Source organism: Streptomyces sp. XD-27 (genome assembly GCF_030553055.1).
In the GTDB taxonomy this organism is placed as follows: domain Bacteria; phylum Actinomycetota; class Actinomycetes; order Streptomycetales; family Streptomycetaceae; genus Streptomyces.
In genome coordinates, this window is the sequence record NZ_CP130713.1 from 2064479 (window position 1) to 2090297 (window position 25819).

24 protein-coding genes and 1 pseudogene are annotated in these 25819 nt (G+C 73.3%); 15 read left to right on the forward strand and 10 right to left on the reverse strand.

The genetic code is table 11. The features are described from left to right. Positions 1–72 precede the first annotated feature (72 nt). Together map and Q3Y56_RS08825 are read left to right on the forward strand one after the other, a co-directional pair. On the forward strand, positions 73–930 hold the full coding sequence (gene map, locus Q3Y56_RS08820) for a type I methionyl aminopeptidase (protein WP_304461397.1): 858 nt from the start codon (positions 73–75) through the stop codon (positions 928–930). A 94-nt stretch (positions 931–1024) separates the two neighbouring features. Then, on the forward strand, positions 1025–1711 hold the full coding sequence (locus tag Q3Y56_RS08825; RefSeq protein ID WP_304461398.1) for a heme oxygenase (biliverdin-producing): 687 nt from the start codon (positions 1025–1027) through the stop codon (positions 1709–1711). 39 nt (positions 1712–1750) lie between these two features. On the opposite strand, the gene Q3Y56_RS08830 is transcribed toward Q3Y56_RS08825, so the two are convergent. The 3 genes from Q3Y56_RS08830 to Q3Y56_RS08840 form a co-directional block, all read right to left on the reverse strand. Next, positions 1751–2458 (reverse strand): PhzF family phenazine biosynthesis protein, encoded by a 708-nt coding sequence (locus Q3Y56_RS08830; RefSeq protein WP_304461399.1) that lies wholly within the window; start codon positions 2456–2458, stop codon positions 1751–1753. A gap of 97 nt (positions 2459–2555) precedes the next feature. Then, on the reverse strand, positions 2556–4103 hold the full coding sequence (locus Q3Y56_RS08835) for an HtaA domain-containing protein (RefSeq protein WP_304461400.1): 1548 nt from the start codon (positions 4101–4103) through the stop codon (positions 2556–2558). Between the two features lie 114 nt (positions 4104–4217). After that, positions 4218–5630 carry an HtaA domain-containing protein gene (locus Q3Y56_RS08840; protein ID WP_304465523.1) on the reverse strand — a complete coding sequence of 471 codons (1413 nt, stop codon included), beginning with the start codon at positions 5628–5630 and terminating at the stop codon, positions 4218–4220. A 96-nt stretch (positions 5631–5726) separates the two neighbouring features. On the opposite strand from Q3Y56_RS08840, the gene Q3Y56_RS08845 reads away from it, so the two are divergent. From Q3Y56_RS08845 to Q3Y56_RS08875, 7 genes are all read left to right on the forward strand, one after another. Then, positions 5727–6830, forward strand: a complete 1104-nt coding sequence (locus Q3Y56_RS08845; RefSeq protein ID WP_304461401.1) for a hemin ABC transporter substrate-binding protein — start codon at positions 5727–5729, stop codon at positions 6828–6830. 50 nt (positions 6831–6880) lie between these two features. Continuing rightward, a complete protein-coding gene (locus Q3Y56_RS08850; RefSeq protein ID WP_304465524.1) occupies positions 6881–7912 on the forward strand; it encodes an iron ABC transporter permease in 1032 nt (343 codons plus the stop codon). A 38-nt stretch (positions 7913–7950) separates the two neighbouring features. Then, a complete protein-coding gene (locus tag Q3Y56_RS08855; RefSeq protein ID WP_304465525.1) occupies positions 7951–8811 on the forward strand; it encodes a heme ABC transporter ATP-binding protein in 861 nt (286 codons plus the stop codon). A 104-nt stretch (positions 8812–8915) separates the two neighbouring features. Further along, complete coding sequence (gene efeO, locus Q3Y56_RS08860) at positions 8916–10061, forward strand: iron uptake system protein EfeO (RefSeq protein ID WP_304461402.1); 1146 nt, start codon at positions 8916–8918, stop codon at positions 10059–10061. Between the two features lie 27 nt (positions 10062–10088). Then, complete coding sequence (gene efeB / locus Q3Y56_RS08865; RefSeq protein WP_304461403.1) at positions 10089–11396, forward strand: iron uptake transporter deferrochelatase/peroxidase subunit; 1308 nt, start codon at positions 10089–10091, stop codon at positions 11394–11396. Positions 11397–11411: 15 nt separating this feature from the next. Next, positions 11412–12383 carry an iron uptake transporter permease EfeU gene (efeU, locus tag Q3Y56_RS08870; protein WP_304461404.1) on the forward strand — a complete coding sequence of 324 codons (972 nt, stop codon included), beginning with the start codon at positions 11412–11414 and terminating at the stop codon, positions 12381–12383. Next, on the forward strand, positions 12307–13248 hold the full coding sequence (locus tag Q3Y56_RS08875; protein WP_369696852.1) for a hypothetical protein: 942 nt from the start codon (positions 12307–12309) through the stop codon (positions 13246–13248). The genes efeU and Q3Y56_RS08875 overlap by 77 nt, the downstream gene beginning before the upstream one ends. Before the next feature lie 126 nt (positions 13249–13374). Here Q3Y56_RS08875 and Q3Y56_RS08880 read toward each other — a convergent pair whose 3' ends face one another. Beyond that, a complete protein-coding gene (locus Q3Y56_RS08880; RefSeq protein WP_304461405.1) occupies positions 13375–14115 on the reverse strand; it encodes a bifunctional DNA primase/polymerase in 741 nt (246 codons plus the stop codon). A 176-nt stretch (positions 14116–14291) separates the two neighbouring features. On the opposite strand from Q3Y56_RS08880, the gene Q3Y56_RS08885 reads away from it, so the two are divergent. Continuing rightward, entirely contained in the window at positions 14292–15128 is an 837-nt protein-coding gene (locus Q3Y56_RS08885) for a glycerophosphodiester phosphodiesterase (protein ID WP_304461406.1), read from the forward strand. Between the two features lie 54 nt (positions 15129–15182). Here the strand turns inward: Q3Y56_RS08885 and Q3Y56_RS08890 are convergent, their stop codons facing one another. Beyond that, complete coding sequence (locus Q3Y56_RS08890) at positions 15183–15785, reverse strand: TetR/AcrR family transcriptional regulator (RefSeq protein WP_304461407.1); 603 nt, start codon at positions 15783–15785, stop codon at positions 15183–15185. A gap of 157 nt (positions 15786–15942) precedes the next feature. On the opposite strand from Q3Y56_RS08890, the gene ddaH reads away from it, so the two are divergent. Then, the gene (gene ddaH / locus Q3Y56_RS08895; RefSeq protein WP_369696722.1) at positions 15943–16767 is read left to right on the forward strand and encodes a dimethylargininase; all 825 of its coding nucleotides are present in this window, start codon (positions 15943–15945) and stop codon (positions 16765–16767) included. Positions 16768–16815: 48 nt separating this feature from the next. Here the strand turns inward: ddaH and Q3Y56_RS08900 are convergent, their stop codons facing one another. From Q3Y56_RS08900 to Q3Y56_RS08915, 4 genes are all read right to left on the reverse strand, one after another. Continuing rightward, entirely contained in the window at positions 16816–17820 is a 1005-nt protein-coding gene (locus Q3Y56_RS08900) for a small ribosomal subunit Rsm22 family protein (RefSeq protein WP_304461408.1), read from the reverse strand. 267 nt (positions 17821–18087) lie between these two features. After that, complete coding sequence (locus Q3Y56_RS08905) at positions 18088–19158, reverse strand: serine hydrolase (protein WP_304465528.1); 1071 nt, start codon at positions 19156–19158, stop codon at positions 18088–18090. 44 nt (positions 19159–19202) lie between these two features. Then, a complete protein-coding gene (locus Q3Y56_RS08910) occupies positions 19203–20525 on the reverse strand; it encodes a multidrug effflux MFS transporter (protein ID WP_304461409.1) in 1323 nt (440 codons plus the stop codon). Between the two features lie 113 nt (positions 20526–20638). Continuing rightward, the gene (locus Q3Y56_RS08915; RefSeq protein WP_304465529.1) at positions 20639–22303 is read right to left on the reverse strand and encodes an alkaline phosphatase; all 1665 of its coding nucleotides are present in this window, start codon (positions 22301–22303) and stop codon (positions 20639–20641) included. Positions 22304–22572: 269 nt separating this feature from the next. On the opposite strand from Q3Y56_RS08915, the gene Q3Y56_RS08920 reads away from it, so the two are divergent. Both Q3Y56_RS08920 and Q3Y56_RS08925 read left to right on the forward strand, forming a co-directional pair. Further along, the gene (locus Q3Y56_RS08920; protein WP_304461410.1) at positions 22573–23331 is read left to right on the forward strand and encodes an SDR family oxidoreductase; all 759 of its coding nucleotides are present in this window, start codon (positions 22573–22575) and stop codon (positions 23329–23331) included. Positions 23332–23442: 111 nt separating this feature from the next. After that, positions 23443–24311: pseudogene (locus tag Q3Y56_RS08925) on the forward strand (PhzF family phenazine biosynthesis protein). Here the strand turns inward: Q3Y56_RS08925 and Q3Y56_RS08930 are convergent. Further along, on the reverse strand, positions 24308–24643 hold the full coding sequence (locus Q3Y56_RS08930; RefSeq protein WP_304461411.1) for a MazG-like family protein: 336 nt from the start codon (positions 24641–24643) through the stop codon (positions 24308–24310). The pseudogene Q3Y56_RS08925 and the gene Q3Y56_RS08930 sit on opposite strands and share 4 nt — an antisense overlap. Here Q3Y56_RS08930 and Q3Y56_RS08935 point away from each other — a divergent pair. Next, positions 24636–25316: a hypothetical protein gene (locus Q3Y56_RS08935; RefSeq protein ID WP_304461412.1), complete on the forward strand. Its 681-nt coding sequence runs from the start codon at positions 24636–24638 to the stop codon at positions 25314–25316. The genes Q3Y56_RS08930 and Q3Y56_RS08935 overlap by 8 nt on opposite strands. A gap of 256 nt (positions 25317–25572) precedes the next feature. Continuing rightward, the gene (locus Q3Y56_RS08940; protein ID WP_304461413.1) at positions 25573–25797 is read left to right on the forward strand and encodes a holin; all 225 of its coding nucleotides are present in this window, start codon (positions 25573–25575) and stop codon (positions 25795–25797) included. Positions 25798–25819 lie beyond the last annotated feature (22 nt).

A 25819-nucleotide genomic window follows, 5' to 3' on the forward strand; every position in this document is an offset into this window, starting at 1 on the left:
CTCCGTCCTCGCTGTCCTCGCTCATCGTCTTGTCGCCATGCTGCCCGATGGCCCCCGGATACACTCGCTGACATGTCTGGCCAGTCGCTTCTTGTCCCGGGGACGCTCTCCCCCGCCCGTTCCGTGCCCGCTTCGATCCCCCGCCCCGAGTACGTGGGCAAGGCCGCGCCGACCCCGTACACCGGGCCCGAGGTGCAGGACGCCGAGACGATCGAGCGGATGCGGATCGCCGGGCGGATCGCCGCGCAGGCCATGGCGGAGGCCGCCAAGCTCATCGCGCCGGGGGTCACCACCGACGAGCTGGACCGGGTGGCGCACGCGTACATGTGCGACCACGGGGCCTATCCGTCGACGCTGGGGTACCGCGGCTTCCCCAAGTCGCTGTGCGCGTCGATCAACGAGGTCATCTGCCACGGCATCCCCGACTCCACGGTGCTGCGGGACGGCGACATCGTGAACCTCGACGTCACCGCCTTCGTCGGGGGCGTACACGGCGACAACAACGCCACCTACCTGTGCGGCGAGGTGGACGAGGAGTCCCGGCTGCTGGTCGAGCGGACCCGGGAGTCCCTGAACCGCGCGATCAAGGCGGTGAAGCCGGGCCGCCAGATCAACATCATCGGCCGGGTCATCGAGTCCTACGCCAAGCGGTTCGGGTACGGCGTCGTGCGCGACTTCACCGGCCACGGCATCAACTCGGCGTTCCACTCCGGCCTGATCGTGCCGCACTACGACAGCCCGCACCACACGACCGAGATCAAGCCGGGGATGACCTTCACCATCGAGCCGATGCTGACGCTGGGGACGCACGAGTACGACATGTGGGAGGACGGCTGGACCGTCGTCACCAAGGACCGCAAGCGGACGGCCCAGTTCGAGCACACCCTGGTCGTGACCGACACCGGTGCGGAGATTCTCACCCTCCCGTAGGTTTTACCGACAGCGCGTCGGGAAGGCTTTGACTTAGGCAAGCCTAAGTAACGATACTTGTCTTCCCGTCCCCTCTTGGTACCCGGAGGCCGTCTTGGACGCCGCAGCCGCAGCAGCAGCCGGCACGACGCCGTATCCGCCGTTCTCCGTGCTCATCCGCACGGCCTCGCACGAGCAGCACACCGAGGCCGAGAACTCCACGTTCATGAGCGACATGCTCGGCGGCAGGCTCGGCGTCGACGCCTACCGGCGCTACACCGAGCAGCTGTGGTTCGTCTACCGCGCGCTGGAGTCCTGCTCCGCGCGGCTCGCCGCCGATCCGGTCGCGGGCCCGTTCATACAGCCCGAGCTGGCCCGTACCGCCGAGCTGGAGCGCGACCTCGCGCACCTCGGCGGCACCGGCTGGCGGACGGGCCTGCGGCCGCTGCCCGCGACGGCGGCGTACGCGGCGCGGGTCGAGGAGTGCGCGCGCACCTGGCCCGCGGGCTATGTCGCCCACCACTACACCCGCTATCTCGGCGACCTCTCCGGCGGCCAGATCATCCGCGGCACGGCGGAGAAGACGTGGGGCTTTGAACGCAAAGGCGACGGCGTGCGGTTCTACGTCTTCGAGGGCATCGCCAACCCGGCCGCGTTCAAGCGGCACTACCGCGAGCTGCTGGACGCGCTGCCGGTGGACGACCTGGAGCGGCACCGGGTGGTCGAGGAGTGCAAGCGCGCGTTCGCGCTGAACACGGCGGTCTTCCGGGAGTTGGGCGAGCAGTTCCCGCTCAGCGCGTAGTGTCCGAGGCAGTTCCCGGTCAGCGCGTAGTGTCCGAGGCTAGTCGGCGGTCCCGCCCCGTTCCCGGGTGACCCGGCCGCCGACCTCGACCGTGCCGTCCGGGTGCGGGCGGGTGAGGATCCGCGAGCCGATGCCCTGGCGGATGTCCAGGGCGCGGCCCAGCTCGTGGGTGAGGACGACGGCGGCGGCCCCGGTCGCCTCGTCCTCCACGATGGCGTCGCCGCGCCGTGGGAAGGCCCGCGCGCGCACCAGCCCGGCCGACTCGTCCAGCCAGGCCCATGCGTACAGGAACCCCTCGCCCTCCGGCGGGCCGGGGATGGCGTCGACCTCGGCCGCCGAGCCGTACCGCTCGGTGCGCTTCCCCCGCGCCCACGCGGCCCGGCCGCGCACCCACGTCAACTCGCCGTCGTACGAGACCGGGACCTCCCCGGCGGGCGGGCGCAGCACGTCCGGGGCCCGGCCGAGGTCCCGCAGCAGCCAGGCGGTGCCGACCAAGGGGTGGCCCGCGAAGGGCAGCCGGACACTGGGGGTGTAGATGTCGACGACGCCGCGCTCCGTGTCATCGATGAACACGGTCTCGCTGAAACCGAGTTCGGCCGCCAGGGCCTGGCGCCGCGCCGCCCCGGGCACGGCCGCGCCATCGCGCACGACGCCGAGCGCGTTCCCACCGCGCCCGTCCGGCCCTCCCCCATAGCCTTCGGCATGGGAGGTACCCCCAAACACCCGCAGTACCTCGACACCGTTCATCAGGCCATCCAAGCAGACGCGGGTCCGCGCCCACCAGGGGACAGGATCCGGTGAGCGCGGACGTACGAAGGCGCCTGGGCGCCGGGCCTACGGGGCGTCAGTGGCAGGTGCGCCGGCGGGTCGCGAACACGGCGGCCGCGCCGCCCGCCGCCAGCAGCCCCGCGCCGCCCAGCAGGGTCGCCGACGGGACTCCGGCGCCGGTGGCGGCCAGCGATCCGGTGCCGCCGGTGCTGCCGCCGCCCACGACGCCGCCGCTGCCGCTGCCGCTGTTGACGGAGGTGTCCGAGCCCCCGCCGCCGGGCAGAGCGGCGTCCTCGTCCAGGGAGACGGAGACGGTGACGGGGTCGAGGGCGTCGCCGGAGTGGTAGAAGCCGCCGAACGCCTTGGCGCCGTCCTTCGTCAGGGTGGCCGGCGCCTTGGTGAGCGTGACCACCCCGCCCTTGGGCCCGTAGGACGCGGGCAGTTTCAGCTCGGCGACGGTCAGGTCGTCGGACTCGGTGACCTTGCCCGTCCCCCGGTCCTTCGCGGACACGTCCGCGACCAGCGAGCCCTTCGCGCCCTTGCCGCGCACCTTCAGATCGCTGAACTTCAGGTCGAGGTCGCCGCCGTGGCCGGTGAAGCGGACCGTGCCGTCGAACGCCGCGTTCAGGGTGCGGGACTTCTCGTCGTACGTGCCCTGCCCGCCGAGGAAGCGGAACCCGCCGTCGGTCTTCTTGGCGCCGCCGGAGACAGTGATCTTGCCGTGCGCGATGGGTCCGGTGACGTAGTCGCGGAAGGACTTCTTCACGCCCCAGTCGAGGCTGCCGTCCGCCACGGTGCCGTCCTGCGACGGCCGTCCGGACGGGCTCGCCGGGGAGGTGGGCGAGGCGGTGGGGTCGCCCGTGGGCTTGCCCTGGGTGGGCGTGGCGGTGGGAGTGCGGGTCGGCGGCTGGGACGGAGTCCGCGTCGCGGTCTGGGGCGGGCTCTGCGGCGGGGTCGTCGCGGGTGTGGTGGCCGGGCGGCCCGCCTTCACCGTCAGCGTGGCCGGGTCGAGCTCCTGCCCCTCCTCGTACATGCCGTTGAACGCCTTGGCGCCGTCGGCGGTCAGCGCGGCCGGGATCTTCGCGAACGTGACCGCGCCGCCCTCGCCCGCCCCGGGCTTGAGCCCGGTGAGGTCGAGCGAGGCGAGCGCGACGTCGTCGGTGGTCCGGCCCGAGGCGGTGACGTCGGCGGTGATCGCGCCCTTCGTCCCTTCCGTACGCACCTTCAGGTCGCTGAGCTTGAGGTCGAGTTCGCCGCCGTGGCCGGTGAAGCGCACGCTGCCCTTGAAGGTGGTCGCGACGGCGTGGGTGGAGGTGTCGTACGTCCCCTTGCCGCCGGTGAAGGTGAACGGGCCGTTCCCGTCCGCCTGGCGCGCGCCGTCCGCGACCTCGATCGCGCCGTGGGCGATCGGGCCGGTGACGTACTTCCGGAAGCCCTCCTTCACGCCCCATTCCAGGGTTCCGTCGGTGATCTCCAGCTTCGGCGCCGCACCGCCCTGGGCAGCATGCGCGGGCAGGACGAGCACGGCGGCGCCGACGGCCGCGGTGGCGACCGCAGCGGCGAGGGCGAGCGCGCGGGTGCCTGTCCGGCGGGTGGCGCGAGGTGTGGCTGAGGGAGCCGTCATGGTCGGCTGTCTCCTTGGGTCGGCGGCCGCACGGGGCGGCACACGGTGGGGGTCGGCCGCACGGGGGCGGCACAGGGTCGACGGGCACGCCGGTCGGGCGGCGCTGCCCTGGTGTCAGTCGTCGCCCGTTTCGGGCGCGCGGCGCCTGCGCCGCAGGGCGACAACAGCCGCCGCCGCTGCGGCGAGAGCGCCCGCGGCGCACAGCGCCGCAACCAACGGCCCGGCCGACGACGAAGACGAGGAAGAACCGTCCGCCGCCTCGCGCGCCGCGGGCTTCGGCGGCGCCGACGCCGACGGCGCGTCGCCGAGGTCGGGCAGGGCCGGGAGCCGGGCGGAGTCGTCGAGCGCCACGGCGAGGGAGACCGGGTCCATCCCGGTGCCCGCCGCGTACATGCCGCCGAAGGCCCGCGCGCCCCGGGCGGTCAGCGCCGCGGGGGCCTCCGTCACCGCGATCAGGCCGTCGCGGGGCCGCAGTTCACCGGCCTTGAAGGTGACCAGCGGTACGTCCTGGTCGGCACCGGCGCCGGCACGGCGTACATCGGCCGAGAGCGTGCCCGTGCCGTCCCTCCCGACCCGTACGGACACCCCGCTCAGCGTGAGGTCCAGGTCCTTGCCGGTGAACCGCAGCGACCCGGCGAACGTGCCCTCCAGCGTGTCCTGGTCCGTGTCGTACGTGCCGTGCCCGGCGGGGAACCGGAACAGCGTCCCGCCGTCCTGGGCGCCCTCGGACAGCCGCCAGGATCCCTGGGCGACGGAGCCCGTGACGTATTCACGGAAGGTCCGGCGGACGCCCCAGTCGACGGCCGCGTTCTCGAACCGGCCCTTGGCGGGGGCCTCGGCAGGCTTGCCGGGGCGCTTCGCGGTGGGGCTCGGCGACGCGGTGCCCTCCGGCCGCGCGGGCCCCGACGTGACGTCGACCGACAGGTTCAGCGGATCCAGCGCGGCGCCCTCGGCGTAGTACCCCGCGAAGGCCCGCGCGCCCTCGGCGGTGAGCCGGGTGGGGACGGCGTCGAGGCGGACCGCCGTGCCGCCGCCCCGCATGTTCACCCCCGTCAGGTCGAGTGCGGCCAGCGGGACACGGGCGGCGGAGGTGACCGTTCCGCTGCCGCGCGCCTTGCTGGTCATGTCGGCGTAGAGGGTGCCGCGGCCGCCGCTGATCCGGACCACGGGATCGGCGATGGCCAGGTCCAGTTCATGGCTGCCGTCGGGCTTCGGGTGACCGGTGAACCGCACGCCTCCGGTGAAGCGCGCCTCGAAGGCACCGGTGTCCGCGTCGTACGCGCCCTTGGCGGAGTGGAACCGGAAGTCGCTGTCCCCCGCCGTGGCCGCACCGCCGTTGAGGGTCCACTTCCCCTTGGCGATCGGCCCGGTCACGTAGCTCTGGAACGACGCCTTGACGCCCCAGTCGAGCCGCCCACCGGAGACCTGGTGGCCCTCCGCGTGCGCCCCGGTGGCAGGGAGCAGGGCCGCCGCCAGCGCCGCCAGGAGCATGACGGCGCGGGCACGGACCCGTCTGGACGGCAGCATCGATGACCCCTCCCCTGTCGCGATCACGAAGGTAAGGCTAACCTAAGCCACATCGTGCCGGGTCGGCCAGAGCCGAACCGGCGCGACCGGAGCGACATGACCGACGCGACCGCATGGAAGGGCCTGACAGTGGATCAACGGCAGTCGTCGGACGGGCATTTGCCCCACTCCTCGCGCCGCCCGCACGCGCTCGGCGGCCTCGTCGCCGTCCTGGCCCTGCTGCTGGGCCTGACCGCCTGCGGCGGCTCCGGCGGTGTGGGGGACTCCGGTGGCGGCGCGCCGGGGACGGGCGCGCGCAATGGCGCCGAGCCCGCCGACCGCGTCGAACCGCTCACCGGCGCACCGCCCGCGCCCCGGCTGCCCGCCAGGGTCCGGTCCGCCGACGGGCACGACGTCACCGTCCGCAGCACCGACCGCGTGGTGCCGCTCACCGGGGCGCTCTCCGAGATCGTCTTCACCCTCGGCCTCGGCGACAAGGTGGTGGCCCGCGACATCACCGCCACCTTCGAGCAGGCCAGGAAGCTGCCGGTGGTCACCCGGGGGCACGACGTCTCGGCCGAGAGCGTGCTGTCCCTCAAGCCGACCCTGGTGCTCGCGGAGACCTCCACCGGCCCCGACGAGGCCATCGCGCAGATCCGCGCGGCGGGCGTCCCGCTGGTCGTCCTCGAACCGGCCAAGAAGCTGTCGGACGTCGGGCCCCGCATCGGCACCGTGGCCGCGGCGCTCGGCGTCGCCAAGGCCGGCGACCGGCTGCGCCACCGTACCGAGGAGCGCGTCGAGAAGGTGCGCGAGGCCATCCCCGGCAGGAAGAACAAGCCGCGCGTCGCCTTCCTCTACGTCCGCGGCTCCGCTTCCGTCTACCTGCTCGGCGGCGCCGACTCCGGCGCGGGCTCGCTCCTGGAGGCCGCCGGCGCGGTCGACGCGGGCAAGGAGTCCGGGCTGAGGAAGGACTTCACCCCCATCACCAGCGAGGCGCTGGTGAAGGCCGCGCCCGACGCCATCCTCGTGATGGCGAAGGGGCTCGACTCGGTCGGCGGGATCGACGGCCTGCTGAAGGTGCCGGGGGTCGCGGAGACGCCCGCGGGGCTCGACCGCCGCGTCGTGACCGTCGAGGACGGCGTCCTGCTCAACTACGGCCCCCGCACGGACGAGGTGCTGCGGAGCATCGTCGACCAGCTGTACGGGACCGGGGACCGGTGAGCGCGCCGTACCGCGACGCGCCCACGCCGACCGACGCCGTGGTCGCGGGCATGCGGCGGGCCCGCGCCACGCTGCTCGCCGCCGGACTCGCCACCGCCCTGGTGGTGCTCGCCGTGCTCGCCACGAGCATCGGCGCCTACGACATCCCCGTCGGCGACGTCGTGGGCTCGCTCCGCCACCGCGCCGGGCTCGGCGGCGCCGCGCTGGACCGGGTCGGTGAGAGCGTGCTGTGGAACGTGCGGCTGCCGCGCGTCGTGCTCGCCCTGCTCGTCGGCGCGTCGCTGGGCTGCGCGGGAGCGCTCATGCAGGGCGTCTTCGGCAATCCGCTCGCCGAACCCGGGGTCATCGGGATCTCCTCGGGCGCCGCCGTCGGCGCGGTCGGCTCGATCGCGCTCGGCCTGGACTTCCTGGGCAACTGGACCGTGACCGCCTGCGCGTTCACCGCCGGGCTGGTCACCGTCACGGTGGTGTACGCGCTGTCGCGGTCGGACGGCCGCACCGAGGTCGTGACGCTCATCCTCACCGGGATCGCGGTGAACGCGTTCGCGGGCGCGCTCATCGGGCTTTCGGTGTTCTTCGCCGACAACGCCCAGCTCACCCAGATCACCTTCTGGCAGCTCGGCTCGCTCGCGCAGGCCACCTGGCCGAAGGTGCTGGCGGTACTGCCGTGCGCGGCGGCCGGGTTGCTGCTCGCGCCGCTGTTCGCCCGCCGCATCGACCTGCTGGCGCTCGGCGAGCGGCCCGCACGCCACCTGGGCGTCGACGTCGAACGGCTCCGGCTCTGCGTCGTCCTCCTCGTCGCGCTGCTGACCGCCGCCGCCGTCGCCGTCGCCGGGGTCGTCACCTTCGTCGGACTGCTGGTGCCGCACGTGCTGCGGATGGCGGCGGGCCCCGGGCACCGGTTCCTCATCCCGGGCAGCGCGCTCGGCGGCGCGCTGGTGCTGCTGGCGGCGGACCTGACGGCCCGTACGGTGGCGCAGCCCGCCGAACTGCCGCTCGGGGTGCTGACCGCGCTCGTCGGCAGTCCGTTCTTCTTCTGGCTGCTGCGCAGGACCCGGCGCAGGCAGGGAGGTTGGGCATGAGACGGCCGCTCTCCAGGACGCTGTTCTCCTCCAGGACGGTGCCGACTCCCCGCACGCTGTTCGCCCCTCGTACGACCGCGCTGCCGCGACCGACGGCCCCCGGCGCGGTGGTCGCCGAGGCCGTCGGCCTGGAGGTCCGGCTGGCGGGCCGCGCCGTGCTGTGCGGCGTCGAGCTGTCGGTGGCCGCAGGCGAGGTGCTCGCGCTCGTCGGGCCGAACGGGGCGGGCAAGTCCACGCTGTTGGCCGCGCTCGCCGCCGATGTGCCCGCCGCCTCGGGCACGGTACGGATCGACGGACGCCCGGTGTCCGGCTGGCCGCCCCGCGAACTGGCCCGGCGCCGGGCCGTGCTGCCGCAGTCGGCCGCACTCTCCTTCCCCTTCACGGTCGAGGACGTGGTGCGGATGGGGCGCGCGCCGTGGTCCGGCACGCCGCGTGAGGACGAGGACGAACCCGCCGTACGCGCGGCCATGGCGGCCACCGAGGTCACCGGGTTCGCCGCCCGGCTGTTCTCCGCCCTGTCCGGTGGCGAGCGGGCCCGGGTCGCGCTCGCCCGCGTCCTCGCGCAGCGCACCGCGCTCCTGCTGCTGGACGAGCCGACCGCCGCGCTCGATCTGCGCCACCAGGAGCTGGTGCTGCGGATCTGCCGGGAACGGGCGGCGGCCGGGGACGCGGTCGTGGTGGTGCTGCACGACCTGGGGCTGGCCGCCGCGTACGCCGACCGGGTCGCGGTCCTGCACGAGGGGCGGGTGGCGGCCGAGGGCGCCCCGACCGAGGTGTTCGACGCCCGACTGCTCTCCCGCGTCTACCGACAGCCGGTCGAGGTGCTGCGGCATCCGCGCACCGGCGACCCGCTCGTCCTCCCGCACCGGCCCGCAGCCGCCGACGGAACCGTCGATTGAGAGGTGTATCACGCCCCCAGCGGGAACTACTTAGGGGAGGCTCAGCTAAATTAAGTGCGCCCTTCGGCCTGCCCGAAAGCCCCTACGCACCACCTGGAGCCCTTATGCGCCCCCGACGCTCCTCCGTCGCCACCGCCGTCGCGGCGGCGGCAACGCTCGCCGCCGTCGCCGGCTGCGCGGAGAAGTCCGACGCCAAGGACTCCGACGCCATCAAGGTGACCGCCTCCGACCACGCCTGCGAGGTCTCGAAGAAGACCTTCCCCGCCGGGCACGTCACGCTCGCGGTCGAGAACAAGGGCTCCAAGGTCACCGAGGTGTACGTCTACGCCCCGGGCGACCGGATCGTGACCGAGCGGGAGAACATCCTCTCCGGTACCAAGGCCACCATCACCGCCGAGGTGAAGGCCGGTTCGTACGAGATCGCCTGCAAGCCGGGCATGAAGGGCGACGGCATCCGGCAGAAGGTCACCGCGTCCGGCAAGGGCGCCCCGGCCGCCAAGCGCGACCCGCGGCTGGACAAGGCCGTGGCCGAGTACCGCCGTTACGTGCAGGAGCAGGCCGACGCGACCATGCCGGTGGTGAAGACGTTCACCGACGCGATAGCCAAGGGCGACCTGGAGGCCGCGAAGAAGGCGTACGCGCCCTCCCGCGTCGGCTGGGAGCGCACCGAGCCGGTCGCCGAGTCCTTCGGCGACATCGACCCGAAGGTCGACGTCCGCGAGGACGGTGTGGAGAAGGGCACCAAGTGGACCGGCTGGCACCGGCTGGAGAAGTCCCTGTGGGTCGAGAAGAAGATCACCGCTGAGGACAAGAAGCTCGCCGAGCAGCTGCTGACGGACCTCGAGGACTGGCAGAAGCGGGTCGGCAAGGCGGAGCTGACGCCCACCGGCATGGCCAACGGCGCGAAGGAGCTCCTCGACGAGGTGCAGACCGGCAAGGTCACCGGTGAGGAGGAGCGCTACAGCCACACCGACCTGGTCGACGTCCAGGCCAACGTGGAGGGCGCCGAGACGTCGTACACCCTGCTCAAGGCGGTCGCCGCCGAGCGGGACCCGGAGCTGGCCAAGGAGCTCGACAAGCAGTTCGCCGCCGTGAGGAAGCACCTCGGCACCTACCGCGAGGGCGACGGCTTCGTGTCGTACGACAAGGTCGGCGAGAAGGACCGCAAGAAGCTGTCGGACACCGTCAACGCCCTGGCCGAACCGCTGTCCAAGCTCGCCGCGGCCGTCGCGCCGCGCGCCGCGAAGTAGTCCGCGCCATCCGCGAGGGGTCAGCTGATGTCCACCGACGAGACCGCAGAGCAGACGGAGCAGCAGGTTCCGGACGAGCAGGGTCCGGAGCGGCAGCGGCCGTCGCGCCGCGCGCTGATCGGCTGGGGCGGCGCCGGGCTCGCGCTCGGTGCCGCCGCCGCGGGCGGTGCCGTGGCCGCCGTGCGCCAGGGCGGCGACGACGCCGAGCCCGTGGCCGAGGCCGGTGCCGCCGTGGCGTTCCACGGCGGCCACCAGGCCGGCATCGCCACGCCCGTCCAGGACCGGCTGCACTTCGCCGCCTTCGACGTCACCACCGACGACCGGGACGAGCTGATCGCCCTGCTCAAGGAGTGGACGAAGGCCGCGGCCCGGATGACGGCGGGCCACGCGGTCGGCGAGGGCGCGTACGGCGGGCTCGCCGAGGCGCCGCCGGACGACACCGGGGAGGCGCTGGGCCTCAAGCCCTCCCGGCTCACCCTCACCGTCGGCTTCGGCCCCACCCTCTTCCAGGACACCAAGGGCCGGGACCGCTTCGGGTTGAAGAAGCGGCGGCCCGAGGCCCTGATCGACCTGCCCGCCTTCCCCGGCGACAACCTCGACGCCGCCCGCAGCGGCGGCGACCTGTGCGTGCAGGCGTGCGCCGACGACCCGCAGGTCGCCGTGCACGCGATCCGCAACCTGGCCCGGATCGGCATGGGCAAGGTGGCGATCCGCTGGTCGCAACTGGGCTTCGGCAAGACCTCCTCCACGACCCCGGAGGCCCAGACCCCGCGCAACATGATGGGGTTCAAGGACGGCACCCGGAACATCTCGGGCACCGACGCCGCCGCCCTGGACAAGCACGTGTGGGTCTCGGCCAAGGACGGCCCCGACTGGATGGTCGACGGCTCCTACCTGGTCGCACGGCGCATCCGGATGCACATCGAGACCTGGGACCGCACCTCGCTCCAGGAGCAGGAGGACATCTTCGGCCGGAACAAGGGCGAGGGCGCCCCGGTGGGCCGGCAGCGCGAGCGCGACGAGCCCCACCTCAAGGCCATGCTGCCCACCGCGCACGTCCGGCTGGCGCACCCGGACAGCAACGGCGGGGCGACGATCCTGCGCCGCGGCTACTCCTTCACGGACGGCACCGACGGGCTCGGCCGACTGGACGCGGGGCTGTTCTTCCTCGCGTACCAGCGGGACGTACGGGACGGCTTCGTACCCGTACAGCAGTCGCTCGCGCGCAACGACGCGCTCAACGAGTACATCCAGCATGTGGGTTCGGCCGTGTTCGCCGTCCCGCCGGGCGTCCGCGACGAGGACGACTGGTGGGGCCGGGCGCTGCTGTCCTGAGGGAGGTCGGACCCGATGTTCGGTAACTATCTGATCGGGCTGCGCGAGGGACTGGAAGCCAGCCTCGTCGTCTGCATCCTGATCGCGTATCTCGTCAAGACGGAACGCCGCAAGGCGCTGCTGCCGATCTGGCTGGGCATCGCGGTGGCGGTCACGGTGAGCCTGGGCTTCGGCGCCGCGCTCGAGTTCGGCTCGCAGGAGCTGACGTTCGAGGCGAAGGAGGCGCTCGGCGGCTCGCTGTCGATCGTCGCCGTGGGCCTGGTGACGTGGATGGTCTTCTGGATGCGGCGCACCGCGCGGCATCTGAAGGCGGAGCTGCACGGCAAGCTGGACGCGGCGCTCGCGATGGGCACCGGCGCGCTGGTGGCGACGGCGTTCCTGGCGGTCGGCCGCGAGGGCCTGGAGACGGCGCTGTTCGTGTGGGCGGCGGTGCACGCCAGCAGCGGCGGCAGCACCCAGCCGCTGGTCGGGGTGGTGCTCGGGCTGCTGACGGCGGTGCTGCTGGGCTGGCTGTTCTACCGGGGCGCGCTGCGGATCAACCTGGCGAAGTTCTTCACCTGGACCGGCGGGATGCTGGTCGTGGTGGCGGCGGGGGTGCTCGCGTACGGCTTCCACGACCTCCAGGAGGCGCGGTTCCTGCCGGGCCTGTACGCCAGGCCGTTCGACATCAGCGACACGATCCCGCCGGACAGCTGGTACGGCACGCTGCTCAAGGGTGTCTTCAACTTCCAGCCGGACCCCACCTGGTTGCAGATCGCGGTCTGGTCGCTGTACCTGGTCCCCACCCTCACCTACTTCCTCATCCCCGGTAGGGTTGCGCCGACCGCAGCAGCCCCGAAGGAGCCGGAGCCCCATGACACGCAGGTCGCCCCGTCGGCAGTTGATGACGCTGGCAGCCGCGGCGCTGCTGATGCTGGCGCCGACGCTGACCGGCTGCGTGACGGTGCACGGCGAGCGGGAGAACATCCCGTCGGTGGACAAGGCTGAGGCGCCCGCCGCCCTCAAGCGGTTCCTGGACACGTACAACAAGGCGTACCGGGAGCTGGACCCGGCGCTGCTGGACCAGGTCGAGACCGGGCCGCTGCACGCGCTCAACACCGCCGACCTCACGGCGCAGCACAAGCTGAGGCCGGAGGGCAATCCGGGCTTCCCGGCGCTGGAGCTGACCGACGCCCGCTATCTGGTGCCCAAGCAGGTCGGCTGGCCGAAGTTCTTCGTGGCGGACACCCGCAGCAACCGCGAGGCGGTGCAGACCGGCACCCGGTGGCTGCTGGTGTTCACCCGGGACGGCGCCGGCCAGCCGTGGCGGGTGGCGTACCTGTCGATCCTCAGCCGGGACGAGGTGCCGCGGTTCGCGACCGACGAGGACGGCTGGGCGCGGGCGGTCCCGGCCGGCGCGGCGTCGCGTCTGGCGGTCGGCCCCGGCGGGCTGAGCAAGGCGTACGCGGACTACCTGATGACCGGCAAGGGGAAGACGTTCGCCGACGGCGGCCCGACGTCGGGCCTGTGGGCGGAGCGCAAGAAGGAGCGGAACACGCCCAGGTACTGGACGCAGTACATCGACACCCCGGCCGCGGAGGCGCGGTACGCCCCGGTGGCGCTGCGCCTGGAGGACGGCGGGGCGCTGGTCTTCTTCACCGCGCACCACCGGCAGAAGCAGACGATGGCCAAGGGCCTAAGGCCGCACCCGACGCCGAACGAGAAGGCGCTGATGACCGGCGAGGCGAAGAAGGCGCTGACGCTGACGAGGGTGTCGGAGGCGGCGGTACGGGTCCCGGCCGAGGACGCCGCCGACCGGCGGGTGGTCTTCCTCAACCGGCTCGAGGGCGTGACGGCCGCGAAGGGCGAGTGACCGGCGCCGCCCAGTGCCGGGCGGCACCCCTGTGCGCCGGGCCGTACGCGTCCGCTCGTCGGAGGAGGACCGTACGCGTCCGCTCGGAGGAGGACCGTACGCGTCCGCTGGCGGGAGGGATGGCCCCTAGCGGCCCATGGGCCAGGCGGCCGCGCCGTGCTCCTGGTCGGCGCCGCCCGCGTACTGGGCGCACGAGTCGGTCAGCGTCTCCAGCAGCGTCAGCGGGTCCGGCAGCGGCCGCTCGGGGCCCAGCAGCCAGGCCACGCGCCCCTCGCCGGGCAGCCGGGCCGGCGGCATCAGCACGTAGCTGCCGCGGCAGTGCCAGCGCAGCCCTGGGTGCTCGTCCATCGTCTCGGGGTGGCAGTCCAGCTCACAGGGCCACCACTCGTCCTCGTCCTCCGGGGTGCCGCGCGTGGCGGTGAAGAACAGCATCCGGCTCTCGTGGAGATCGGCGCTGCTGGTGGCGACGGGACCGACCTCGACACCGGCCGCGCCCAGCCGCTCCAGGGCCATCCGCCCGGCGTCGGCGGGCACGTCCAGCACGTCGTGGGTGATGCCGGTGGCGGTGATGAAGTTCGCCTCGGGCTGGCCGCTCACCCACTGGGCGACCTTCTGCGGGTCGGTGGTCGCCTGGGTCTGCCAGGCGAAGGAGATCGGGTGCCGGGCGGGCGTGGGACAGCCGATGCGGTCGCACGAACAGCCGTACCCGGCCGGGTGGGCGGCCGGTGCCAGCGGGAATCCGGCGGCCGCCGCGGCCAGGAGCAGGTCCTCGCGCGCGCCTGCCGCGCCCGCGCCCGTGCGCGACTCGCCGTCCGCTCCGCTCCTCGGGCGGCGCAGCCACTGGGAGAACCTGCCCTTGCGTTCCATCTATCGCCTCGTTTCACGGCCGACTCGCGATATCGCCGGTTACCCGATCAATGCTGCCACCATCCTGCTCCCGGCGTGGCCGGTGTCCGCATCCGGGGTCCGTCGTCCCCTCGCCCACGGTGCCCCATTTCCGTACATACCGCGCATAACTCGGCGCTTCGGTCTAGCGTTCCCTTATGGCGTCAAGATCTGTCATGGTGGCGATGCTGGCCTTCGCGCTGTCCACGGTGACGGCGGCCGCGACCTCCCCCGCCGAGCGGACCGGCGCGGCCAGGCCGTCCTCCCCGGCGCGGCTCGCGAAGGTCACGTACACGGCGCACCGGGGCGGCGCCCTGGAGGTGCCCGAGAACAGCATGTCCGGGCTGGTCGCCACCTTCGAGCGGGGGCAGGCCGACGTACTCGACCTCGACAGCCGGGTCCTCAAGGACGGCACGCTCGCGGTGATCCACGACGCGACGCTGGACCGCACCACGTACGCGACGGGCGCGGTGAGGGATCTCACCCTCGCGCAGTGGCGCAAGGTGCTGCTGCGGCCCGACCCGTCGCTGCCGGGCTCCTGGCACCCGGAGCCGCCGCCCACGGTCGAGGGGGTGCTGGACCGGTTCGGCGGGCACACCCAGCTGATCGTGGAGCTCAAGGACCCCGCCGGGCTGCCCGCCCTCGCCAGGATGATCAAGGAGCAGGGGCTGACCCGCTCGGTGTACATCAACACGAACGAGCCGAGTCTCGCCCGGAAGGCGCACGACCTGGGACTGCTCACCCAGCTTTGGCGCTCGCACACCCAGATGCGCGGCGACGACCCGGCCGACTGGCGCGCCTACGTCGACGTGCTGGACGTGGACTACCGGGCGCCGGACGCGGAGGTACGGCGGGCGGTGACGTCCGGGATCAGGGGCGTGTGGGCGCATACGGTGAACACCGTCAAGGAGCGCGACCGGATGCTGCGGCTGGGCTGCACGGGCGTCATCACGGATGCCCCGGGGCTCATGGTGCGGACTCCGGTGCACGGGTGAGCCACCGGTGAGACCGTGAGCGGAACCTCTGGCCGCCCCTGACCCGCCCGCCCGTCAGCGCGGGGTCAGCCCGCGCAGCGTCATCTCCACGACCGCGTCGGCGTGCTCGTGGCTCAGCGGCAGGGTGCGCAGCAGCCAGCGGTGGGCGATCGGCCCGACGAGCAGCTCAAGCGCGATCCGCGGGTCGATGTCCGGGGCGACCTGCCCGGCCTCCTGGGCGGCGCGCAGCCGCGTGACGTACAGCTGGAGCTGCGGCTCCAGCAGGCGGGAGACGAACGCGGCGCCGAGCTCCGGGTCGACCACGCCTTCGGCGGTCAGCGCGCGGGCGGGCAGGTCGTACTTGGGCGAGTTCATCTCGTCGACGGTGGCCCGCAGGACCAGCTTGAGGTCGGCCTCCAGGTCGCCGGTGTCGGGCAGCTCGTGCCCGCCGACCGCTTCCGCGTCCTCGTCGGGGGCGAAGGCGTCCAGCAGGACCGCGGCCTTGGAGGGCCACCAGCGGTAGATCGTCTGCTTGCCCACGCCCGCCCGGGCGGCGATGGCCTCGATGGTGAGCTTCGGATAGCCCAGTTCGCCGACGAGTTCGAGGGCGGCGTCGAGAATCGCGCGGCGGGAGCGTTCGCTGCGGCGGCTGGCGTCGGGGGCGGTCTTGTTGGCCATGGCCCCAATCTACCGGCGCGAGCCGACACGTATCGTCTCAGCATGCGGAAATCACCCGTAAGGTTCATGGACAGCACCGCGCCAGGGTGGACTACTTGATCCGTGTACGACAACCCCGTACACGCGTCAACACCACCGTGAGGAGCCATCGTTGTCCTTGCGCAACGCTGCGCGCCGGGCCACCGAGCGCCGCTATCTGATGTGTCCGCCGACCCACTTCAAGGTCACCTACTCCATCAACCCCTGGATGGACCCGGCCAAGCCGGTGGACCTGCCGCTGGCCCTGGCCCAATGGGAGGACCTGCGGGACCGGTACCGCGACCTGGGCCACACCGTCGAGGAGCTCGAACCCCACCGGGAACTCCCGGACATGGTGTTCGCCGCGAACGGTGCCACCGTCGTCGAGGGCCGGGTGCTGGGCGCCCGGTTCGCCCATTCCGAGCGGACCGCCGAGGCCGCCGCGCACCGCGCCTGGTTCCGGGCCAACGGCTACGAGGACGTGTACGAGCCCGAGCACATCAACGAGGGCGAGGGCGACTTCGCCGTCACCGCCTCCTGGCTGCTGGCCGGCCGCGGCTTCCGCAGCAGCCCGCTCTCCCATCCCGAGGCCCAGGAGTTCTTCGGCCGGCCGGTCATCGGCCTGGACCTCGTCGACCCCCGCTACTACCACCTGGACACGGCACTGTGTGTGCTGGACGACTCCACCGACACCGAGGTCATGTACTACCCGCCGGCGTTCTCCAAGGGAAGCCAGGCCGTCCTCGCCCGGCTCTTCCCCGACGCGATCATCGCCGAGGAGCCGGACGCGGCGGCCCTCGGCCTCAACGCGGTCAGCGACGGACGCCATGTGCTGCTGCCGCAGGCGGCGGTGGGGCTGTTCGGCCCGCTGCGGGAGCGGGGGTACGAGCCGATCGGCATGGACCTGAGCGAACTGCTCAAGGGCGGCGGCAGCGTGAAGTGCTGTACGCAGGAACTGCGGTGACCGGAGCACGGGCCGGCCGGCCGTCGGACTGACCGGGGAACGCCCCGATCAGCCCTCCTCGGGCGGCCAGGCGTCGCCCCAGCCCGTGTCACGGGCGGCACGGTAGAGCGGACCGTGCCGCTTCGTGACGGTCTCCCGGCGCAACCCCTCCCCCTCCGTGCACAGTTCGAGCAGCACCTGCCCCTTGCGGATCTGCGGCTTGCGCACCACCCGCGCGGCCGCCGCGCCGCCGGGCTCCCGCACCGCCGCCACGTAACTGAACTTCTCATCCTCGTACGGCAGCGACCCGCCCTTGACCTGCCGGTGCAGCGAGGAGCGGCTGACCCGCGCCGCGAAGTGGCACCAGTCGGTCCCGGGCGCGATCGGGCACGTCCCGCTGTGCGGACACGGGGCCACCACGCTCAGCCCGGCGGCCACCAGCCGGTCCCGGGCCTCGCGGATCCGCAGATAGCCCTCCGGCGTCCCCGGCTCGACGACCACCACGGCCGACGCCGCGCGCGCCGCCTCCGCCACGACCGCGCTCCGCCCCTCCTCGGTGAGCTCACCCAGGACGTACGAGACGGTCACCAGCTCGGCGTCCGGGATCCGCAGCCCGGCCCCGATGACGGCCCGCCGCCACTCGGCAGCACGCAGCGCGGCATCACCGGACCCCCCGGCCAGCTCCCTCCCAAGCTCCAACGCGGCCTCGGCCCAGTCGAGCACCACCGTCGTGCGGTCCGCCCCCGGCCAGGCATCGGCCACGGCCCAGCTCGCGGCGCCCGTACCCCCGCCGACGTCGACGTGCGACGCGGGCGTGAACCCAGGCATCACATGACGGAAAGCACCCAGCGCCGCCCGCACGGCCTCGAACGTCGCGGGCATCCGATACGCGGCGTACGCCGCCACATCCGACCGGTCCCGCAGCACGGGTGCGTCGGTGGGCGTCCGCCCCCGGTAGTTGGCGATCAGCCGCTCGACGGCCTGCGCGGCCTGTTTGGGAGGCAGACCGTCCAGGAGCTGCGCCAGCGCGACGGGGAGGGTGTCACCGGCGGTTACGGCTTCGGGGGCGTGCATTGCACCGATTCTACGGCGCGGAGCCGCGACCGGGCACAAGCGGCAGTGGGCCCGCAGAGCAACCACGACGGAGGAGTGTCGCGGCCGATCACGGGAGGCGGCGAGGCCCGATCACGGGAGGCGGCGGGGGCGCAGGGGCAGGTTCTGGAGGCCACCGTGTATTTGTGGCGTAAGCACCCAGAAGCCGACTTCACCGCGCACGCGCCGTAAATAGACGCTCCAGGACCCGCCCCGGAGGCCCCGGCCGCCGGCACCCGACAACGGCGATCAACCCGCCCCCGCCCGCACCACCCGGGCCAGCGCCGTCGCCGCGGCCGCGCGCGGTGCGCTGCCACTCGCCCGCCGCCGCGGATGCACCGTATTCGCCAGCAGCACCACAAAAGCCCCCGTCGCCCGGTCCAGCACCAGGCTCGTCCCCGTGAACCCGGTGTGCCCCGCCGCACCCCGCCCCGCCAGCTCCCCCATGAACCACCCCTGGTCCACCTCGAAGCCCAGCCCCGGCGCGGCCAGCAGCAGATCCACCGAGTCCGCGGCGAGGATCCGTACGCCCTCGTACGCGCCCCCGCCCAGCAGCGCCCCGCACAACCTGCCCAGGTCCCCGGCGGTGCCGAACAGCCCGGCGTGCCCGGCGACCCCGCCCAGCGCGTACGCGTTCTCGTCGTGCACCACCCCGCGCAGCATCCCGCGGTCCAGCTTCGCCCACGGCCGCCGCTGGTCCTCCGTCGCGGCGATGCGCGGCAGCACCGCGGCGGGCGGCCGGAAGCAGGTGTCGCGCATCCCCAGCGGCCCGGTGACCACGTCCCGTACCAGCGCGTCCAGCGGCCGCCCCGTGATCCGTTCCAGAATCTCCTGCAACACCAGCAGGTTCAGATCCGAGTAGCACCGCGCGCCGCCCGGCGCGCTCAGCGGCGGCTCGGCGCGCAGCCGCTCCAGCATCCGCTCCCGCCCCGCGCACTCGTACAGCGGCAGCTCGGGCCGCAGCCCCGAGGTGTGGGTGAGCAGCTGCCGCACCGTGATCCCGTGCTCGGCGGCGGCCGTGAACTCCGGGGCGTACGCGGCGACGGGCCGGTCCAGCTCCAGCGTCCCGCGCTCGACGCACCACACCGCGACCACGGCGGTGCACAGCTTGGTCAGCGACGCCAGGTCGAAGATCGTGTCGCGGCGCGCCGGCACCCACCGCTCGCGGGGCAGCTCCACGCCCCGGTCGCAGACCTCGTCGTACGAGGCATAGCGCACCGCCCAGCCGAAGGCCTCGTGGACGAGCGTGTCGCCGCCGCGCCCGGCGAGCACGACGGCGCCCGCGCACCAGGGCCGCTCGCCCTCGGTGGCCGCGGCCACGCCGCGTACGAGCTCGCCCAACCGGCCAAGCTCACCCGACCCGCTCAGTCCACCCGTTCCCCGGTCCGCTGCCATGGGCGGCACAGTCCCACGAAGCACCCGACCGCCGCGAGCGCGGACCCCAGCTGGACCATGGTCATCGGCACCGCCGTCCGCTCGCCCGCGATCCCGACCAGCGGCGAGGCGACGGCGCCGACGAGGAAGGAGCTGGTGCCCAGCAGCGCGGACCCCGATCCGGCGGCGTGCCCGGCGCGCTGCAGCGCCTGCGCGTTGGTGTTCGCCATGATCAGGCCCATCGCGGACATCAGCGCGAACAGCCCCGCGGCCATCCCCGCCAGACTGGCCTTGCCGAACACCCCGGAGGCCAGCACCAACAGCACGCCCGCCGCCAGGGTGATGGCGGTCAGGCCCACGGCGATCACCTTGTCGGGGCTGACGCGGCCGACGAGGACCTTGCCGTTGAGCTGTCCGACGGCGACCAGCCCGATCGAGTTGAGGCCGAAGAGCAGGCTGAACGTCTGCGGCGAGGCGCCGTAGATCTCCTGGACGACGAACGCCGACCCGGAGACGTACGCGAACAGCGCGGCGAAGGCGAACCCGCCGGCCAGCATGTAGCCGGTGAAGACCCGGTCGGCGAGCAGTCCGCGCATGGTGCGCAGCGTGGGCCCGAGGCCGCCGCTCTGCCGCCGCCCGGGTGGCAGCGTCTCGTCGAGGCACCGCCAGGCCAGCACGGTGAGCAGGGCTCCGACGACGGTGAGGACGACGAAGACGCCGCGCCAGTCGGTGATCCGCAGCACCTGGCCGCCGATGAGCGGCGCGATGATCGGCGCGGTGCCGGAGATCAGCATGAGGGTGGAGAAGAACCGGGCCATCGCGACGCCGTCGTACAGGTCGCGGACCACGGCCCGCGCGATCACGATCCCGGCCGCGCCGGCCAGGCCCTGGGCGATCCGGAAGCCGACGAGGAGTCCGGCCGTGGTCGCGAAGGCGCACGCGGCGGTGGCGAGGACGTAGATCACCATCCCGGCCAGCAGCGGCCTGCGGCGCCCCCACTTGTCGCTCATGGGCCCGACGAGCAGCTGGCCGAGGGCCATGCCCGCGAGGCAGGCGGTGAGGGTGAGCTGGATGGTGGCGGCGGGGCTGTGCAGCGCGTCGGTGACCTCCGGCAGGGCCGGGAGGTACATGTCCATGGAGAGCGGCGGCAGCGCGGTGAGCCCGCCGAGGACGAGCGTGGTGAGCCAGGCGGTGCGGCGGGTGGCGGCCCGCGGCGCGGCAGGGGCGGAGGCGGAGGCAGGGGCGAGGTCCGGGCCCGGCGAACCGGGCCCGGATATGTCGTCCGGTGTGGTCGGGTGGCCGGTCTCCGGCATGGGGCAGCTCTCCGTCCGTAGGGGGGATCCGCCCCATGCTCTCAGCCCACTGGCCGACCGGCGCAACCTCGACCTCAGCCGGTCGACGCCGGGACGTCGGAGGTCGGAGGTCGTCAGACCTGCCGCAGCCCGGGGTTCCCGGCCTCCGTGGCGAACGACGCCGCGGTGCTCAGCGTGCCGCCCGGCACGGTCACCGCCGAGACGGTCTTGTAGTCGGCGCGGGCCTGCTCGGCGTCGAGGCTGACCACGCAGTAGCCGCGGCGGCCGTTGTAGAACTTCAGGTGCGGGTTGGCCGCCATGAACGTCGCCCAGTTGGCGGGCTTGTCGGCGCCGTCCTTGCCACTGCTGACGGACGTGCCCACGAACTCCACGCCGACCGTCCGCGAGGCCGGGTCGTCGAAGTCCCGCTTGATGTCCATGGCGTAGCCGACGTGCACGTCGCCGGTGAGGACGACGAGGTTGGCCACGCCCGCCTGCTCGGCGCCGGCCAGGATCCGCTCGCGGGAGGCCGGGTAGCCGTCCCAGGCGTCCATGCTGAGCTTGGAGCGCGCCTCGGTGGTGTTCTTGCGGCGGGAGAAGACGACCTGCTGCGGCAGCACGTTCCAGGTGGCGGTGGAGCGGCGGAAGCCGTCCAGCAGCCAGCGCTCCTGGGTGGCGCCGATCATCGTGCGGGCCGGGTCCTCCGACTCCGGCCCCGGGTACTGCCAGCCGTCGCCGTACGCCTGGTCCGAGCGGTACTGCCGGGTGTCGAGGATGTCGAGCTGCGCGAGCCGCCCGTAGTGGAAGCGGCGGTAGAGCCGCATGTCGGGGCCGTAGGGGCGCTGCGGCATGCGCAGCGGCATGTTCTCCCAGTACGCGCGGTAGGCGGCGGCCCGGCGGATCAGGAACTCCTCCGGCGGGTTGCCGTCCTCGTCGGTGCCGCCCGCGTAGTTGTTCTCCGTCTCGTGGTCGTCCCAGGTGACGTACCAGGGGAAGGCGGCGTGCGCGGCCTGGAGGTCGGGGTCGGTCTTGTACAGGGCGTAGCGCAGCCGGTAGTCCTCCAGGGTGACCGTCTCCTGGTTGAACAGGTCGGGCAGCGCGTGGTCGGTGTAGCGGCGGGCCCCGCCGGCGGCGTCGACCGCGTACTCGTACTGGTAGTCGCCGACGTGGAAGACGGCGTCCAGGTCCTCGTTGGCGAGGTGGCCGAGCGCGGTGTAGTAGCCGTCGTGGTACGCCTGGCAGGAGGCCAGGCCGAAGCGGGCCTCGGCGACGCGGATGCCGCGTGCGGGCGTGGTGCGGGTGCGGCCGACCGGGCTGACCCAGGTGCCCGCGCGGAACCGGTACCAGTAGACGCGGTCGGGGGCGAGGCCGCCCGCCTCGACGTGGACGGTCCAGTCGAACTCGGCGTGGGCCAGGGCGGTGCCCCGGCGGGCGACCCGGGCGAACCGCTCGTCGTGCGCCAGCTCCCAGGTCACGCGCACCAGGCCGGCGGGCGGCAGCCCGTTGCCCGGCTCGTACGGGCGGGGGGCGAGCCGCGTCCACAGGACCACGGAGTCCGGGAGGGGGTCGCCCGAGGCCACGCCGAGCGTGAACGGGTTCTCGGCGAGGGCGCGCGGAGGCACTTCGGCGGCGTGCGCCTGCGGCAGGTTGGTGGTGAAGGCGAGTGCGGCGGCGGCTGAGGTGGCGGTCAGGAAACGCCGGCGGCCCAGGCGGGCGGCGGCGGCCCTGATCTTCCCCCGAACTTCGTCCGAGGGTGCCCCCAGGTGGTGCGCGGCGTGCTGGTCGGCTTGGTGTGCCATCTGTCCCATGTGGCCTTCCCCTGACGTGAGGTGACAGGGGAATTGGAGTGGAGAGGAGCGGCGAAGTATTGACCCGTGCACGACACAGATATGTCACGGAGGTGAGCTGTGCATCCGCAAAGGGCATTCGGCGCAATCCGCCGACGAGGAGGCGACCCGCGCGCCCGCGCAGCGCCGCACGGGCACACGCGACGACGCGCGGCCACACATGACGACGCACATGCAGACGCGGCGACGCGCGTGCACCCCATCGCGTACGCTGCCGCCTCATGAGCCAGGTCAACATTTTGTCGAAGGTCGCGGTCGTGACCGGCGCGGGCTCGGGGATCGGCCGGGCGGTGGCCGTGGAACTCGCCGAGGCGGGCTGGTCCGTGGCGCTGGCCGGCCGCCGGGCGGAACCGCTCGCCGAGACCGCGCGGCTGGCGGGCGCGGGCGCGCTGCCGGTACCGGCGGACGTCGCCCGGCCCGCCGAGGTGGACGCGCTGTTCGCCGCGGTACGGGACCGCTTCGGCCGCCTGGACCTGCTGTTCAACAACGCGGGCGGCTTCGGGCCGCGGGTCCCGGTGGAGGAGCTGGCGTACGAGGACTGGCAGGCGGTGGTCGACACCAACCTCACCGGGGCGTTCCTGTGCGCGCAGGCCGCGTTCCGGATGATGCGGGCCCAGGATCCACGGGGCGGGCGCATCATCAACAACGGCTCCGTCTCCGCCCATGCGCCCCGGCCGCACAGCATCGCGTACACGGCGACGAAGCACGCGGTGACGGGCCTGACGAAGTCGCTGTCGCTGGACGGCCGCGCGTACGGCATCGCCTGCGGACAGATCGACATCGGCAACGCGGCGACGGACATGACGGAGAGGATGAGCACGGGCGCCCTCCAGGCCGACGGGCGGATCGCGGCGGAGCCGGTGATGGACGTGGCGGACGTGGCACGCACGGTCCGCCATATGGCGTCGCTGCCGCTGGAGGCGAACGTGCAGTTCGCGACGGTGATGGCGACGACGATGCCGTACATCGGGCGGGGCTGAGGGGGCTGCGCCGAGGGGTCGGGACTGAGGGCGGGCGGTCGCCTCGTGGGGGGCGAACGGGTGGCGAACCGTCGGGGAATAACGATCGACCGGCGACCCGTTGGGGTGATCATGACGACGGACCACACCACCGAGGTACTGCGGTACACCGCCTTCTCCACCGACCCCGCCGGCGGCAACCCGGCCGGCATCGTGCTGGACGCGGGCGCGCTGGACGACGACACGCGGCTGGCGATAGCCGCCGACGTCGGCTACTCCGAATCGGCCTTCCTCAGCGCCGCCCCGAGGGCCTCGGCGAACCCGGCCGGGCGTACACCCTCCGCTTCTTCAGTCCGCTCGCGGAGGTCTCGTTCTGCGGGCACGCCACGGTCGCCACGGCCGTCGCGCTGGCGGAGCGCGTGGGCCCCGGCGACTTCGTCTTCGCCACGCGGGCGGGCACGGTCCCGGTGGCGGTACGCGCGTCCGACGGTGTCCTGCGGGCCACGCTGACCAGCGTCGAACCGCATGTGGAGCCGGTCGCCGAGGCCGAGGTCACCGAGGCCCTGGCGGCCCTGCGCTGGCCCGCCGCCGACCTTGACCCGGCGCTGCCGCCGCGCATCGCCTACGCGGGCGCCCGGCACCTGGTGCTCGCCGCCGCCACCCGCGAGCGGCTGGCCGATCTGGACTACGACTTCGACCGGCTGGCGGCGCTGATGCGCGCCCTGGACCTGACGACGGTTCAGCTGGTGTGGCGTGAGTCGGAGACCGTCTTCCATGTCCGGGACCCGTTCCCGGTCGGCGGGGTCGTGGAGGACCCGGCGACGGGCGCCGCGGCCGCCGCGTTCGGCGCGTACGCCCGGGAGCTGGGGCTGGTCACCGCGCCGGTCACGCTGACCCTCCACCAGGGCCACGACCTCGGGCGGCCGGGCCTGCTGGAGGTGGGGCTGCGAGCCGACGACCCGCGGGTCACGGTCACCGGCGCCGGGACGCGCATCCCCTAGCAGCGCTCGGCGACGCGCCGCAGATGGGCGGCGAAGACCTGGCGTGCCTCCGGGGTGAGGGACGCCAGGGCGACCATCGCCGTGACGATGACGTCGCACAGCTCGGCGTGGACGTCGTCCCAGGAGTGCGTGACCCCTTTGCGGGGGTTCTGACCGGTCACCCCGATCACGGCCTGGGCCACCTCCCCCACCTCCTCGGACACCTTCATCAGGCGCAGCAGCCGCTCCTGCTCCGGCGGGGCGGAGCTGCTGCCGTCCAGCCAGGCGACGAGCCGGTCGACGGTGTCCCAGGGGCTGCCCTGTTCCCGGCCTTCTTCATATGGCATGGTCATCCTCTCGCCGTTCTCCTCACGATCGAAGAGAGACCGCCGTGCGATCTCTGCCGCTCACGCTGGGCGCCCGGCTGCTGCCCGTCGCCGTCCTGGTCACCGCCGCTCTGGCCATGACCACCGACAGCCACTCCGACACGCACCACGAGCCCCCGCCTCGCCGCCGCGCCCCTCGGTCGGCGAGCCCGCGCCGAAGGCCCGCTGGACCGCTCCGCCCGGCGCGCCCTGCACGGCGATCCCGGCGGGCACCGTCAAGCAACTCGTACCGGGGGCCAAGCCGGGCGGCTCCCTCCTGAAGACCACCGACGCCCGCCGCCGCACCGGCTGCTCCTGGCATGCGCTGCACGGCTACGACTACCGCTGGCTGGACGTCACGTACGACATCAGGCCGCAGGGCGACAGCGCAAGCGGCGGGGGCAGCGAGGGCGACGGCCGCGAGGACGACGGCGGCGAGCCGGTCCCGGGGCTGGGCGACACCGCGACCGTCAGCGAGCGCGTCACCACCGACGACGGGCAGCGGACGCGCGAGGCGGTCGTCGTCGTTCGCGTAAGCAACGCGGTGGTGACGGTCACGTACAGCGGCAGCGACTTCGAGTCGGGCAAGGCGCCGGACGCGGACGTGATCCGCGAGGGCGCGCTGACCGCGGCGAGAACGGCCTTGAAGACGCTCCGCTGACCAGCCCCGCGTGGCCCTTCGCACCCCGCTGGTTCCCCGGTCAGTTCCCGCGAACGGGGCCGTTCCAGCCGCAGCGCAGCCGGGTATACCCCTGACACGGCAACTGACGTGCTACGACGCGCGGTTCGCATGCGATTCCCCCACCCTGTCCCGGCGCGGCGACGCCTGCGCCGGCCAGGCTTCGCGACGCCTCCGGCAGCTCACCGCACACGTCACGGCCCCCCAACCGATCCCGTCCCAGTAGGGAGGTCCCTCCATGGCCAACAAGGTGGAGCGCAAGGTCACATGGGCAACGCTCGGCGGTCTCGCCGCCGGCGCCGCCGTCACCCTGCTGAACGCGACCGTCGGCGACGCGGAGCTGATGGGTTCGCTGCCCTCGGCGCTCCAGTACGCCATCACCCTCGTCGCGCCGCCGCTGATCACCTTCCTCAGCGGCTACGCCGCCCCGCACACGCCTCGCCCGGCCGACGCGTCGAGCTGAGCCGCCATCACATCCCGTACAG